The organism is Sphingobacterium sp. UBA7625 (assembly GCF_002484085.1).
In the GTDB taxonomy this organism is placed as follows: domain Bacteria; phylum Bacteroidota; class Bacteroidia; order Sphingobacteriales; family Sphingobacteriaceae; genus Sphingobacterium; species Sphingobacterium athyrii.
Genome location: NZ_DLJD01000031.1, coordinates 1 through 14,548, shown reverse-complemented (window position 1 = coordinate 14,548; position 14,548 = coordinate 1). Strand labels below are relative to the sequence as shown.

The following is a 14,548-nucleotide window of genomic DNA, read 5'->3' as shown; positions in this document are numbered from 1 at the left end:
TATAATGATTCTTGTCGGGTAATCCATTCCCGATGAATACAGCCAGCGGCCATTGGTCGAATTGTCTTTTAAATATACTTTTTTGTAATCGAAATAGATTTCGGTTCAATTCAGCTATCTTTATAGTAGCAATAAATTCAGTGTTTAATTAGTTTGTGGTCAGTAATATTTTTGAAGTGTGAGCAAAGTAGAATTATTTGAAAATGAAAGAGCAAGTGGCTACGATCAGTTTGTAGAAGCTTGGATACCAAATTACCGGTATTTTTTGGATTTTTTACCCAAGTTGTTTTGGGATTCGGACCCGAGCGAAATATTGGTTGTTGGCTGTGGAACCGGTAATGAGATCCAGCAACTTGTAGCTAAGGAAAAGAAATGGAATGTAACTGGTATAGATCCTTCGCCGGAAATGATTCAGCAAGCCAGACAGAAACTTGAGGGATATACGAACGTTAGGCTTATTGAAGCGTTAGTCAGTGATTTGGAGGTTGACAGAAAATACGATGCGGCCACACTATTGTTGGTTCTTCATTTTCTTGAAGATAATGGGAGCAAATTAGAATTGCTGAAGCAAATCGGAAATAGGCTAATCTCAGGGGCATTGCTTGTGATGCTGGATATCACCGGGGATGAACGGATGATCAGGGAAAATCTGAAAATTCTAAGACTCCTATTGCCTGATGATATTACCGAAGAACAGATTGATCATCGACTGAATAGGATACAGAAGGAACTTTTGCATGTGCCTGAGGACCGGCTTGCCGCCTTATGTGTTGAAGCAGGCTTTGAGGCTCCGGTGCGTTTTTTTCAATCAGCTATTTATATGGGCTGGATGACAAGGAAAATATAAATTTTCAAAAGATATAAAAAAAAGCCGCCCTATTGGGGGCGGCCTTATCTAATTTTTATGAAAGAAGCAATCATTGGGTATGTCTGTGACTTTAGAACCGTTAACACTATATTGAAGTTTTAGTGTAAAGCCTCCGCCGGCTTCTAAAAAGTCAACGGTTATCGGATGATATCCGGATTCGAGGGCGATCTGTCCACTTTTCATGATTGGTGCATGTTGTCCGTCATTGTCTACGACCACCTGATTATGAATGCGCAAGACACCGCCGTCGTCACAAGTGAAATAGAAATTATAAATTCCCTTTTCTTTTACATATAAATAACCACAAATTTTTGTGCCAAAGGCAGGCATTTTGATGGTATCACTCAAATGGATATTTTCGATAATTTCTTTCCGTACTGTATCACCCGTTATTGCCGTGGTGTTTGTAAACGTGCCTTTAAAGAACGTTGCGGTTAATCCTGGACTTATATTCTTTATCCCTTCAGAGACTCCCCGTTTCCAGGAGTCATTTTTTAAGTTTACTTGATACAATTCACTTTTTGCTCCCGAAGAAGATATTGTTGCGAAGCGTACGGTTCCTTCTTTTTTGACGATAAGTGAATCAGTTAACACGGGACTATGCTGAGTTGGTAAGCTTCCGTCAATAGTGTAATGGATAGCATTTTCCGGAAGTTCATTTTCAATTTTCAAGATGGATTGTCCATCAACAATCACCTGATTATCAGCGAAGCCTTTTAAATCTGGCATACGGTAGCGTAGCCCCATCTTGTTCCAAAGCCCAAAGTGAGCGATTAATCTAGTTCTATAGCTTTCATATAATGACTTGTTAGTCCAGACCCGTTCCGCCAGAGCGCTCAACCTGGGCAGAATCATAAATTCTAACCGTGCTGTCGATGGGATCATTTCCGTCCATATATTTGCCTGTGCTCCTTGGATTAGACCTGATTTTTCCTTTAAGATGTCTGAGGGGATTACGGACATATTATAGACGGCATCGAGGCTGCTGCTATTAGGCAGGTAGTCAAAATACAGGGGATTGGTCGGTGTCATGATTACTCGATGACCACGATTGACCGCCTCCCGAGGTGCGTTTTTAACCCATCCCCGCCAATACATGACCGTCATTGATGTATCGGAGCTACCGTCGAGTATTTCATCCCAACCTATACTACGTTTATTTTTCGAACGTATAAAATTATTAACACGTTTGACAAAATAGCTTTGTAAGTCATGTAGATTGGCGATGCCTTGTTCTTTCATAAATGTCTTGGCCGCTTCTGAGTTCGACCATGAATCTTTTTCTACCTCGTCAGCGCCGATATGAATATAGGGAGATGGAAAAAGCGCAATGACTTCACTTAGCACATTTTCAATAAATGTATAACTGCTTTCTTTCCAGGGACTGATCGGTACAGAGAATTGTTTCCCCCAGCCCGCCGTCTGACTGTCCAACAATAATTCAGGATAGGCTTGGGTTGCGATCATCATGTGCCCCGGCATGTCTATCTCCGGAATAATTTCGATATGTCTGCTGGAGGCGTAGGCCACGATATCTTTGATATCCTGTTGGGTGTAAAAACCGCCATATTCTTCACGTCCATTGTTGATGCGTTTGAATTCCTGGGGCAGATTGAAGTCCGGATTCTCTTTCGCTTTGACAAAACAGGCCGAATCTTGGTTGTTATATGTCCTCCAGGCACCCTGTGATGTTAGCTTCGGGTATTTTTTTATTTCGATACGCCAACCTTGGTCATCTGTAAGATGCAGATGAAGCTTGTTGAATTTGTAAAATGACAGGAGATCAATAAATTTGTATAGATAATCTTTTGAAAAGAAGTGCCGCGCTACATCTAGTTCCACACCGCGCCATTGAAATGCTGGCTGATCCTTAATTGACAGATATGGCAAACGAATACTGCCATTGGGTTTAGCTAGAAGATACAGCTGTTGTATTGTCTGTAATCCGTAAAAAATCCCTTGATCGGTAGAAGCAGAGATTTCAATTCCTCTTTGATCAATTGTTAGTTCATAACCTTCCTTGGAAATCTTACTTTTTTTAATCAATCTCAGTGCTGCGTTGGCATGTGCTGTCTTTTTTTTGGAGGTGTTTCCGAACAGCGATCGATCTATCCAATGATCTAAAGAATTTGTGGAGAAGTCGGGATCAATCGTATAGGAGAGTTCTACCTTCGCTAGTTGAAAGAAACCCGCAGATGATTCCAGTTGTTCGGGAAAAGGGATCAGCTGGGGGATAGGTTTTTTTTCTTGCGCAAAATTGGTTTGCGGCCAATAGCATACAAATAATAAAAGGATCAGTGAAATAGCTTTAAACATGAAAGTTCTTTTTTGTGATTTCTTAATAGATTGTGCGTTTAGGAGTTTGCCCAATAGAATTTATCTATTTGGCATGAAAAAACTCGGAGCCAATATAGATATATTTTGCGTAAAAGAAGGTAATAAAAAAGCTATACTAATAACACTATAATAAAGCCTATAAGCGTTCTGTTCAGCTTGTCGGTCGGACAGCACAGAATCACATTGAGCGAAGGTTTTACGTTGGCTCTGCTTTGGGATGATCGAGACTAGTTTTACGCTATCTTTTCAAATAAACCGGGATATGTGAGGACCAACCCGCTTTCATCCACCTGAATATGAGCGGTGAAATCACTAACTATATTTTCATACAGATACTCGTGTAAATCTGTCCTTGTATAACGTTGCCGAACAGGTTTGATATCGCTGTTGATCAGGTCGATATACATGATATCTATTTCTTTTGAATCACCAGTTTCAAGCTGTAGATTGTTTATTGGTAACGTATTTGTAAATGGGGTCAAAGAGATATCTATATATTGAAAACCCTTGAAGTTCGGATCGACGGAATGATTGATTTCCCAATTGGTGTCTATTTTTATCCCGGTGAGGGTGTTTTTGACAGCATTGACCTCGGAATCAATAAGAAACTCCTTGATCTCCCATTGCTTATTTATAATCAGTCGATAGGAGGCCGAATAAATTTTTTGCTGATAGGAACCTATTATTTTTGATGTCACAATATAATAATCTTCCTTTTCCTGTATGCTGAAATACTCTAAAGAGGGGAAAGCGATTCCCTGCCATAATAATGTTTTCATCTGATGGTCCTATATTAAGTTTTATTTAAAGGGTAGCATATGTTGTCGTTGTTCTTGTTCGACCTCATTCTTGACACGTTGGTTGATCTTTATTTTTGCATTGATGAATGTGAAAATCACAGTTCCAAATTCTCTTGTATAGCTGATTGTAATGGAATTAATATGGAAACTCATCCCGATGTAAGTCATATATTGGACTTATCAATTGATACTGAATGATAAATTTCAGCAGGATTAGGCTTACTAGAATAATAAGTTTTTTCATTTAAGAACGAATTTTTGCATAAGCACCGGTTCTATTTTCTTTCTATCGTAGATATTTGATTGTCAGCTTCCATTTTGACCACCTCCGTGCGGGCTAAAGTAATCTTTTCTGAATAACTATCACCGCGTTGTTCTCTCAATTTACGAAGACCTTTTGTTCCCTCTGCTTCGTAGTCATTGACATCGAAAGTAATGGAATCCGTCGAAACATTGGCCACGCGGTATAATGTGTACATGGACTTCCCGTTTTCTTTCCGTTTGATTTCATATACATCACCAGCGGCCGGACTTTCCAGGTATTTTTTTGTTTTAATGGATCCGGATATTCCCGCTGCTGCCGCAGATCCGAAGAAAAGGCCGATTAGGATTAATCCGGAAAAATATCCAACGGGTGTCTTCGGCATACCACTTGAACGGATTGTTGCAAGGGTTTGGGGATCAATCTCACGTTGGTAATTCACTTTTTTGCAATGATTACATACACTAATAATCTCTGTACGATATGGAAAAATGGGGATCCAAAAGATATGAAAGTATTTAACCTGTTTGTAGGCATATAAGGATCCGACTGTGTTGCAATAATTGCAAGTCCCAACAGCTGCATTGGAGCTGTTTTGTAGTAACTTTGTTCTTGTTCCGAAAATAATCATAATCAAGGTTTAAATATGCTGATTCTTATATTTGCTTTGAACCTCTAGCTTATTTAGTATAATTCGCTAATTGGTTAATTGATTTTTTTTCAAAAATTATGCCATTATATTGACTCTTCGTGTGATTGATGGATACAGGACGGTTATTAACCTCAAAAGACCGTGTTTCCGGCATGCGAGTCCAAGTATCTGAACTATTTTCGGTAACAATTTGAGAATTATTCGTGTCTGATTCGAGCTTTAAGCATACCTGAGTGCAGGTGTTAGGATAGTCTGGCCATCATGTGAACGTGGTTTTAGAGAGTATAACACGGACTCACCTCGGACACACTATGGAAACACCACGGATTCATCCTGACGCTGCCCCCACTACGGCACGCCGCATGCTCGGATGAAGCTCCCAGATAGCGAACTTGTCTCTTTCCAGGAGCATAGCGAAATTATGTAAAAACAGTCTTAGATCATAAGTGAAGGTCGATCACGGACTGTTTTTATGCATATTCATTCAAAAAACTTTAGTTATGTTAAACTATACTAAAAGTTCTGTGAATCAGCAGAAGGTCCGTAACTTGACGGTAAGGGAATATTATTCAGCCTATAATAAACACCCAATTGCGCCCTGTGATGTGTGATCTGATTTAAAGAATGACGGATTGCTTCATATTTTGTCCAACTCGCCAATTGATGGCCCGCATTCTTGATCGTCCAAGTCGGAATTAAATCCTCTTCCGTTGCATTTTCTATAGCTTTTTTACCAGCCTCGAAATCTTGGTCTAGTTTATTGAGCAACTCTTCCCGTGTTGAGAGGATTGTAGGCTTATACCCGCCATCAGCGAAATCCAGTTCGGACGTTTTCAAAATTGTACTTGGCCACTCGAACACCTCCACGAGATGGGTAGCAAGGGGCATGATTTTCATGCTTTTTTCATGTGGAGCATAGTCATTTTTGCCTTCAGGAAAAAGTTCGATAAAATTTTTGGTGATCTGGTACTCATTTTCAAGTTCAGATTTTAGTTGTTGAAGTGTATTCATCTTGTTTTTGAATCTATTAATTTAATACTTTTTGATACGATGCTCTTAATTTTTATCCACTCATTTGAACAAATGAAAGATTGTTCTGTTTTTTTATTCTATGACAAAGATAATCATGGATATTGACAGCACTATGTCAGCATGGGGAAGGAAAATTAATTGTTTAAAACGTTCTTTTCTGCTGTGTTTGCAGCGATTTGAATTATGTTTGAGTGTGTTCTAATTTTTTTGAATGGTAGTATATTTCGGTTGTGTGATGTAAAAAAAACGCTTGAAGTGGGGAGCTTCAAGCGTTTTAACCTAACCAATTATTAACCTAAATTATGAATTTTAAATATTGCGATTTTTGTGCCAAAGATTATTTTTCCCGCATCTTATAACGTAACAAATCTGTTGTTACGAACTTTATAATCGCAATAAAGGTCTTTGGGTAAAATGATAACTGAGTTGCTATTGCTTTCCCTTTTTTAGAAGACAAAAAAAATCAGGTAAGAAGATTAAAAAAATAGTATTGAAGTGTGGATTATATTGTTTTTTCTGCTGTTTTCAATAAAATTTTTTGATCTGGTTGTATGTTGTTGTCTTTTATATTGTTTATAACGAATATTGTTGTGGATATTTTTGTCTTTTTATTCAATGTAACTCTTTTAATGTTTCTGTCGGAAATTGATAACGCCTATGTAAAATATATTGGCGCCTAAGAAATAAAGTTGTTGGAGACCAATATGGAAATCTTGCGCAATAAACCAAAATAAATATAAAAAATGAAAAAATTAGTATTGTTAATGACTGCGGTTATCTTTATGGTAACTGGCGCCTTTGCTCAAATTCACAAACCTGTAAAATGGACTGTAGCCAGTAAAAAGCTAAATAACAAAGAGGCTATAGTCTATGTCAAGGCGACAATTCAAAATGGCTGGCATATCTATTCGCAAAATGTAAAAGATGGGGGGCCTATTCCGACTTCATTTAATTTTGTTAAAGCAGCGGATTACGCCCTAACAGGTAAAACTGCAGAACCAAAACCAAAAGTAAAGCACGAAGAGGTTTTTAAAATGGATGTAGGATATTTTACAAATGAAGTAATCTTTCAACAAAAGGTTGCTTTGAAAAAAGGAGCAGCAACAGTAAAAGGTACGGTAGAATGGCAAGCATGTGATGCATCGCAATGTCTTCCTCCAGATGAATACGCTTTTGCAGTGTCGATTAAATAATAAAATATTTAGCGTGAAAAAATCCCGTTTATAGATTTACAAACGGGATTTTTTATGATTATTGTTTTTTTTTACATCGTACAAAATAAGTTGTGCAAATAATACGTTATTAATGCAAATACTTTTCATAAAATANNAAATAGGTTAATATATGGCTAAGACCCTAGAGTTCCCCGCTCTAGGGCTTTTTGTGTTTGTATTCTGACCTGAAAAAACTGGTGAACATGACGAGAGCTTGTATTGGTTTTCAGGTGTCTTGTTACAAACAATGGTGTCATCCATATCGTTGATCACATTGTTTTTTTATCCGAGAAGACGAAATAGGTATATTGATGGCCTTTTTCTCCAGAATGTCCTGTATACAAACATTATCTTAAGTTTATTGTTTTGTCTTATACTAAACAATATGCCAATAAATTATGGTTGATTACACACTGAACCGAAGAAAATTCATTCTGGGGACAAGTGCTTTTGTTGCCTTATCTGCTTTAGAAGCTAAAGGATTGCCTTTTGAACGTCCGCCTAAAAATATCAAGGTTGGACTGGTCGGAGCGGGATGGTATGGGAAAAGCGATCTATTTAGACTGATGCAGGTCTGCGATGTCAATGTAGTTGCGATTTGCGATGTGGATAGCCGGCATTTGCAGGAGGCGGGACGACTGGTCGGGGAACGCCAACGCTCGGGACAGATTCCAAAGCTCTACAAAGATTACAGGAAAATGCTTGCTGATCATCAATTCGATCTCATTCTGATTGGTACGCCTGATCATTGGCATGCAAGACAGGCGATAGATGCGATACGTTCAGGAGCGCATATCTATTTACAAAAGCCTATTAGTGTAGATGTACTTGAGGGAGAAGCGATACTTCGATACGCGCGGAAATATAATAAGAAGGTGCAGGTAGGAACGCAAAGACGAAGTACAGCGCATCTGATTGATGCTAAAAAGCAGGTAATAGACCCAGGATTACTCGGTAAGATATCGCATGTGGAAATGTGCTGTTATTATCATATGCGAAGGAATGGAAACCCTCCGGTGGAACCGGTGCCGGATTTTCTTGACTATGAGATGTGGACAGGCCCTGCTCCTTTACGTCCTTACGATGGCTTACCTCACGGGGGATGGTGGCGAACTTTTATGGAATATGGGAATGGTATTACGGGCGATATGGGGATGCATATGTTTGATACTGTACGTTGGTTGTTACAACTCAAGTGGCCAAAGAAAATTAGCGCGACAGGAGGGATTTACGTGCAACAGGAGGGAAAGTCGACTATTGCGGATACACAGACAGCGGTATTCGAATATGATGAGCTAAATTGTGTATGGCAACATCGTACCTGGGGTGGACCTGTGGATCCCGAATACCCTTGGGCGTTTATTATCTATGGCGATAAAGGAACGTTAAAGGGAAGTGTGATGAAATATGAATTTATTCCAGTAGGTAAGGGCACTCCCATTAAAAAAGATGTTGTTTATGAAAAAGAAAAATTTCCGGAAGATTTGGAGGAACCTCGAATTGAACTGCATACAGCTCCAGCTACACGACAACATCTATTGGATCTATTGTCTGCAATAGAACATGATCGACTGCCCGTGGCTGACATTGAAGAGGGGTATATATCGACGGCCTGTTGTATCCTCGCTAATATTTCGATGCAATTAAATAGACCATTGCGCTATGATCCTGAAAAAAAAATATGTACCGATGATCCAGAAGCGACCAAGTTATTGAAAAGACCTTATCGAACGCCTTGGCAACATCCCGATCTGGCGTAGTGTAAATTATAGCCATGTCTTAATGTACAGTTTTTTAATTTTTTACGCACCAATTAGAAATTTATGCTTGATGATTTTGGACCGTACTTCAACCGTTGCTGTTTGGATTAGAATAATTTTGATTTTCGGCTTCTTTTCGGGCCCGGTTTATGGACAACAGGAAGTACGAAAAATATACATTCATACTGATCGGGAGGCTTACTTCCCTGGGGATTCTGTGTGGTTTAAAAGCTATGTCGTGCAGCATGGTTATCTGGATTCTTCTGCTATCAATCTCCATCTGAATCTTGCGGATCAGCAGGGTAATATTGTGAGATCTATGCTTAGCTTACAACGCGGAGGTATGAGTGATGGTGTATTTTTGCTTCCGTCGGATTGGAAGCAGACCAGTATCTATATTAATGCTTACGTGGGCACAGATAAAGGAATGATTGAACGATACTATTTCAAGGAAATTCCAATTATTCAAATAAATGACCAGAATAAAAATGATTCAGACAGTGGGGCAATAACTGTAAATTGCTCCCTGATTGCACGCCCTGAAGGCAATCGTTTTCTACAAAACAAAAATAATAGGCTTTATTTGCAAACGATAGAGGCTAGTGAAAAGCCACTACTTGTTAAAGGGACTATTTTAAAAAGTGATGGTGATTTACTTTCAGGTTTTCAGTTAGATAGCTCCGGTTACGGTGTTGTCGATATTACTCCTTTTATTGGTAATTGTCGTATTGAATGGGAAGTGGATGGTAAGCGTAAAACTGACATCCTTTTAAAGACCGAACTTGGAAGAAAAATATATAGCAGGGATATAGGTGACACTATCGCCGTTTATTTGGAAAGTAATCTTCCTGCTGAAAGGACAAAGATCATATTGACTTCGAATGACCGGTCGGTCTTGATAGATACGATTACAATTAGACCTGATCGACGGACTGTTATTTATTTAAACCGCAATGATCTAGATTATGGTCTGCTGCGGCTTGAGTTGCGCGATCAACAAGATAGCATACACTCTCAATCCGCTCATTTTGTGGGCGGATTGAGAGATATTCAAGTTGTGCCTAATATCAAATGGTTGCAGATAACGCGTAAGGAAAGAGGAAAGAATAGTTTTAGACTAAGTTTGCCTTCAGATGAAGAAGGAAACTTGTCTATCTCGATCACAGCTTTGGAAGTACCCAATGATTGCGTCCCAAATATTACTGAGGATATTTACTTTAGGCCCTATCTCTTGCGTAAGGAACCGGTCCATTCAACACATTTATTCCGGAATGATCAATTGCAGTACGGTTTGATAGCCACCAGCGCCTGGAATTCTTCATCCAATTTGAATTTTAATAGGGTACAGTCGACAAAGGACTCCGTTTATTACCTGCAAGGCCAGATTTTAATGGAAGGAAATAAATGGGGGCATTTCCACAAGAAGCTTGTTGATCAGATAACAAAAAATAATGGGAAAGGAAAACCCGGTGGCATGTCTTTTGGATACAAATTTCCGGAAGATAAGGTTATGCGGTATAAAACAATTATACCTGATCTCTCAGGATACTTTGTCGTGGATAATTTGATTATCCGGGGGACGATAGCAACTAAGCTGTCTGCTATTGAAAAAAAGATGATGTTTGATAAATTTCTGGTTAAGTACAATTTTGGACCGATAAAAGTAGATTCTACCTTTTTTATTCCCCCTTTACAACAAAAGTTTTTAGCACCTCAGGAATGGAACGAAAGTAAGTGGGCCTACACACCATCGAGCTATCGCGATAAAAACGGGGGGATCCGATTAAAGGAAGTCAAAGTGGATCGAAGTGTGCAGCAGAGGCGTATTGATTACCTTGAGGGTAGATATGCCCGAGAAAAATTTAAAGGACCTGCTGATGCCGTACTTGATCCTCATAACGACCGTTTCGTCAAGGCTCTTCCGTTAAATTTTGGAGAATATGCTCGTTTAAATTATACCAAAATCGCAGATTCAATCAGATGGGATCGTGTATTTGTTAATAATTATGAAATAAGAACAAATATATTGAAGATGGAAGATTTATACGATACATTCATGGATCGGATTCCGTATGTCAAGTACTTTGAGAAATTCAAAGTCGACGGTTCCGTTACTTCAGTATTGTATATTTATCAAATGGATCCAAGTGAAGGGGATTCATATATAGGCAGAGCTTTGGACGAGCAAGAAGTTGAAGGTTATATGCGAGAAGAACATTTTAAATTGATAGCTTATACTGATGATTTAGCAAGTGATCAATTTGATGCACGCCCCACTTTGTATTGGAATCCGGGTGTCAAATTGGATGGAAGCAGTAAAGAAATGGAGATCTCATTTTTTAATAATAGTAACCCAGAAGGGTTTTGGATTACTATTCAAGGTATAACCAAAAGCGGGAAGACCATATTCTTTCGGGATATCATAAGAGCTTCGAAAAGATAAATGCTAATAAAAAATGTACACAGGGAAATGAATAAATCTGATCGCTTCATTACAATTGTAAAAGAAATTTATACAGGTGAAAAAAATTGGTTAATATCAGTATGATTTTCAATAAAAAGTATAGCTCAGATCAAGGATGCGATCTTCAAAATATTGGGCCATTTTGGCAGTTTCAGATTTTCGCTGTATCGTGGTTAAAAAGCCCTTTTGATTATATGTCATAATTAGTTCGCTTACTTTTTGTCCATTCCGGATATTTTGCATCGAAAGCAGATTTCTGTTTTTGTCGTAACTGTATTTTTCACTTTTAGGTGCAACGTCTGCATCTGTTTCATGAATTTCGGATAGGAGGCCTTCTTTGAATTCATATTGTTCAGATGGTATTGTCTTAGCTGCGCAACCAAAATGAAGGAATTGAGCGACAGGATGATTATTTAAATGGTAATAGGTTATTTTTTGATAACAGGTGTCTTGACTACTCCCATTTTTCATAAAATCGAAAAACTCTGTCCGTTCTTCTACCGCAAATTTGTTTTCTGTATAATAACGATACTGCCATGAAGAGAACTTATTTTCACGGATCATGTTATTTAACAGCTTTTCCTCTGGCCATGATCCTTTAAGAATAAGCTGATCGATACCGGCAACTGGTTCGCCCATCCAATCATTATTCTGCGTTTGATTAGGCATCTGTGCATTCAATGAAAAGATTCTGATGTTATCAATACGATTTTTTTCGTCGTAGCCGTATACCTTTATTTTTACGACACCACTGTTATAATCAATCCGCGCTTCTTTGGCAATAAAGCCATTTGCCTGATAACTATATGTTGTGTAAAAGACGGTATCCTTTTTCTCTTGATCGTACCGAGCCATGCTTATGTTCATTAAAAGACCATTGGAATTAAATGTATAACAATTAAAAATTCCATTTTCCCGACTTTTAACGGTTATGCTTTTTACCTTTTTTGCCTTTATAAACGTAGGATTGAAAGGGAATATGGTCTTTGTGAAATAGCCTTCAATCGCCATCGGTGTGACATGATAGAAAGATTCCATTTGTGCCATTCCCTTCATTGGGATAAGGTAAATTAAAACGCTGATTAAAAAAGAAAAAACGCCACAATTTCTGTATATCATATATGCTCAAGTATTTAATTTTTTGCCGGTAGTGGTTACAGGCCGTTTGGTTTTGTTACTTCTTGTTTTAAGAAATCAGATTGAAAGTTTTTAAAGTGTATTTTCATAAAATACTACAATATCATTACCCATAGCGGAAATTGAAAGTGTGTTGTAAATCCCGTTATTCCAAATTATTTCAATGGATTTTAGGGATTTATCTTCGCTTCCTTCTTGTGTTTTGCGTAATATCTTCCATTGATATACATTTCCTTCACTGTCCTTAACGATCGTGTTCCCTTCGGGTAGGGCAGTATTTAATTTAAGAATCCGGTAAAAGCTCCCAATGTTTTTTATTAAATTATAAACAGTCAGCACGTCGGTATGAGGTATTTGCAAAGCTTCTGAAAAATTTACATCAAAGCCTGAGGTCGAGGTCAAGAGCATTCCGTTTTGAAATATTTGTCTTGAAAAGTAATTGTCATTTTCGCTCTCGCTCAGCGTTTCGGATATTTTTCCACTTTCCCACTTATTTCCAATGGGTTGAGATAACTGTTTTACCCAATCAGAAAGCGCACCTGTATTCTCCTTTGGAGGTTTTATAGTTGCAAAATTGTTTTTAAGAACATAGCCTTTAACGGTGTTATAGATCACTTTCATCCAATACGTCCTTGTGCCATTTATGACCAACGGATTGTCTACCATTTCCAGTTGGTCTATATCCGAATTACTGAATGTAACTTGTGAGCCATAGGCGACAGTCGCTAAGGCATTGGCCTGTATACTAGGACTTGCATAAAGTTTTACTCCCTCGGATAAAGTAGCATAGTAGATCTTTGGCGCTTTTTGAGCAAATGTATTTATGCTAAGTACATTCGATAGAAAACCGAAAAACAAAGCTGTTTTAAGTAAGAATGCGGTAGACCTTGTCATAGAAATAATTTATTATATGAAATATAGCAATAATTGTAATTTTATTACATTAATTTTAATTTAAAACTATAAGTAGATCACATAGGTCGATTTACGCGATACAAATCGCTGTGCGATTAATCGGGAGTAGTTAAATGGGAGAGAAATATTTTTTGTTCATATCAGATTGAATAAGTAATATGATTTTTCGTCGACAGCTCAAACCAGCCTTTTGTGCTTATAAAATTTGCCGTTATGATTAGAAAAATTGAAGTAGGAGATTATCCGGATCTGATAGCTATCTGGGAGAGCGCAGTAAAGAGCACCCATGATTTTCTGAAAGAGGAAGACTTTAGCTATTACAAAGAACAAATGCCCGTATATTTTGAACATGTGGTATTATTAGGATATGAAGAAAATGGAGCTTTAGTTGGCTTTATGGGAATTTCGGGAGATAGCCTTGAAATGTTATTTGTTCACAATGATTTTCGGGGTAAAGGTATTGGGAAAATACTTATTTCTTATGCAATGGAGAGCTTAAATGTGACGAAAGTAGATGTAAATGAACAAAATACCCAGGCGGTGGATTTTTATAAGTATATGGGGTTCAATGTTGTCAAAAAGTCAGCTTTAGATGGACAAGGAAAATCATATCCGATCTTACATATGAGTTATAATTAACTCATTATTTCGCATTTTTCGGGGGAGTAGGCTTTATGATCTGGCTTTCTTGCTGATTGGGGCGTGCAGCCTCTTTCTTTAGTTTCTGAATCTTCTTAAGACCTTGGATAATGCTCGATGCTGGAACGTCATATTTGGCCACGGCTTCATCCAATAACAAATAGCCATTCATAATTTCGGAAATTGCTAATTGAAGTCTGGTTTTCTTTGGCTCTGGATTTTTATCATCAGTTTTTGTTTTCATCATTATTTTGATTTGTGGGATGTGTCTTATTTTTCGGGACGATACCGACAACAAATATTACTTTTTTTTAAAATAGCGTTAGTTTTATATTGAAACTCATTTTTCAATTGTAGGTGTATTTTTACATGATGTAGCTTGTTCTTTACAGTTTTTATCTGATTGTATTTTTTAGGACCAGATGCTATTGGATAGCCTACCGCATGTGGAGATTTCTGAATTTCAAA

Annotated in this window: 14 protein-coding genes and 1 pseudogene; 5 read left to right on the top strand and 10 right to left on the bottom strand. The window is 37.9% G+C overall.

The annotated features are described in order from the left end of the window. Positions 1-178: 178 nt before the first annotated feature. Positions 179-847, top strand: a complete 669-nt coding sequence (locus B4G94_RS14335) for a class I SAM-dependent methyltransferase (RefSeq protein ID WP_286859676.1) — start codon at positions 179-181, stop codon at positions 845-847. Positions 848-895: 48 nt separating this feature from the next. On the opposite strand, the gene B4G94_RS14330 is transcribed toward B4G94_RS14335, so the two are convergent. From B4G94_RS14330 to B4G94_RS14310, 6 genes and pseudogenes are all read right to left on the bottom strand, one after another. Beyond that, complete coding sequence (locus tag B4G94_RS14330) at positions 896-3,184, bottom strand: family 20 glycosylhydrolase (protein ID WP_286859674.1); 2,289 nt, start codon at positions 3,182-3,184, stop codon at positions 896-898. Positions 3,185-3,438: 254 nt separating this feature from the next. Next, the gene (locus tag B4G94_RS14325; protein WP_286859672.1) at positions 3,439-3,984 is read right to left on the bottom strand and encodes a putative glycolipid-binding domain-containing protein; all 546 of its coding nucleotides are present in this window, start codon (positions 3,982-3,984) and stop codon (positions 3,439-3,441) included. Positions 3,985-4,005: 21 nt separating this feature from the next. Further along, positions 4,006-4,173 (bottom strand): hypothetical protein, encoded by a 168-nt coding sequence (locus B4G94_RS14320; RefSeq protein ID WP_286859671.1) that lies wholly within the window; start codon positions 4,171-4,173, stop codon positions 4,006-4,008. Positions 4,174-4,280: 107 nt separating this feature from the next. Next, positions 4,281-4,709: a hypothetical protein gene (locus B4G94_RS14315; RefSeq protein ID WP_349681869.1), complete on the bottom strand. Its 429-nt coding sequence runs from the start codon at positions 4,707-4,709 to the stop codon at positions 4,281-4,283. Between the two features lie 6 nt (positions 4,710-4,715). Next, a pseudogene (locus tag B4G94_RS28110) lies at positions 4,716-4,898 on the bottom strand (hypothetical protein); the annotation flags it as partial. Between the two features lie 534 nt (positions 4,899-5,432). Further along, positions 5,433-5,930: a DinB family protein gene (locus B4G94_RS14310; protein ID WP_108632792.1), complete on the bottom strand. Its 498-nt coding sequence runs from the start codon at positions 5,928-5,930 to the stop codon at positions 5,433-5,435. 764 nt (positions 5,931-6,694) lie between these two features. On the opposite strand from B4G94_RS14310, the gene B4G94_RS14305 reads away from it, so the two are divergent. The 3 genes from B4G94_RS14305 (at position 6,695) to B4G94_RS14295 (ending at position 11,368) form a co-directional block, all read left to right on the top strand. After that, positions 6,695-7,144, top strand: a complete 450-nt coding sequence (locus B4G94_RS14305; protein ID WP_108632791.1) for a protein-disulfide reductase DsbD N-terminal domain-containing protein — start codon at positions 6,695-6,697, stop codon at positions 7,142-7,144. A gap of 419 nt (positions 7,145-7,563) precedes the next feature. Then, complete coding sequence (locus B4G94_RS14300) at positions 7,564-8,925, top strand: Gfo/Idh/MocA family protein (protein ID WP_286859667.1); 1,362 nt, start codon at positions 7,564-7,566, stop codon at positions 8,923-8,925. 70 nt (positions 8,926-8,995) lie between these two features. Next, a complete protein-coding gene (locus B4G94_RS14295) occupies positions 8,996-11,368 on the top strand; it encodes a hypothetical protein (protein ID WP_286859666.1) in 2,373 nt (790 codons plus the stop codon). A gap of 108 nt (positions 11,369-11,476) precedes the next feature. Here B4G94_RS14295 and B4G94_RS14290 read toward each other — a convergent pair whose 3' ends face one another. Together B4G94_RS14290 and B4G94_RS14285 are read right to left on the bottom strand one after the other, a co-directional pair. Beyond that, the gene (locus tag B4G94_RS14290) at positions 11,477-12,445 is read right to left on the bottom strand and encodes a hypothetical protein (RefSeq protein WP_286859665.1); all 969 of its coding nucleotides are present in this window, start codon (positions 12,443-12,445) and stop codon (positions 11,477-11,479) included. 153 nt (positions 12,446-12,598) lie between these two features. Further along, complete coding sequence (locus tag B4G94_RS14285) at positions 12,599-13,420, bottom strand: hypothetical protein (RefSeq protein ID WP_286859664.1); 822 nt, start codon at positions 13,418-13,420, stop codon at positions 12,599-12,601. Between the two features lie 234 nt (positions 13,421-13,654). Here B4G94_RS14285 and B4G94_RS14280 point away from each other — a divergent pair, with 234 nt between their 5' ends. Further along, entirely contained in the window at positions 13,655-14,080 is a 426-nt protein-coding gene (locus B4G94_RS14280; protein WP_286859662.1) for a GNAT family N-acetyltransferase, read from the top strand. A 4-nt stretch (positions 14,081-14,084) separates the two neighbouring features. Here the strand turns inward: B4G94_RS14280 and B4G94_RS14275 are convergent, their stop codons facing one another. Next, on the bottom strand, positions 14,085-14,327 hold the full coding sequence (locus tag B4G94_RS14275) for a hypothetical protein (protein WP_286859661.1): 243 nt from the start codon (positions 14,325-14,327) through the stop codon (positions 14,085-14,087). A gap of 23 nt (positions 14,328-14,350) precedes the next feature. Beyond that, the coding region (locus B4G94_RS14270; protein ID WP_286859659.1) for a hypothetical protein at positions 14,351-14,548 on the bottom strand (198 nt) is incomplete at its 5' end.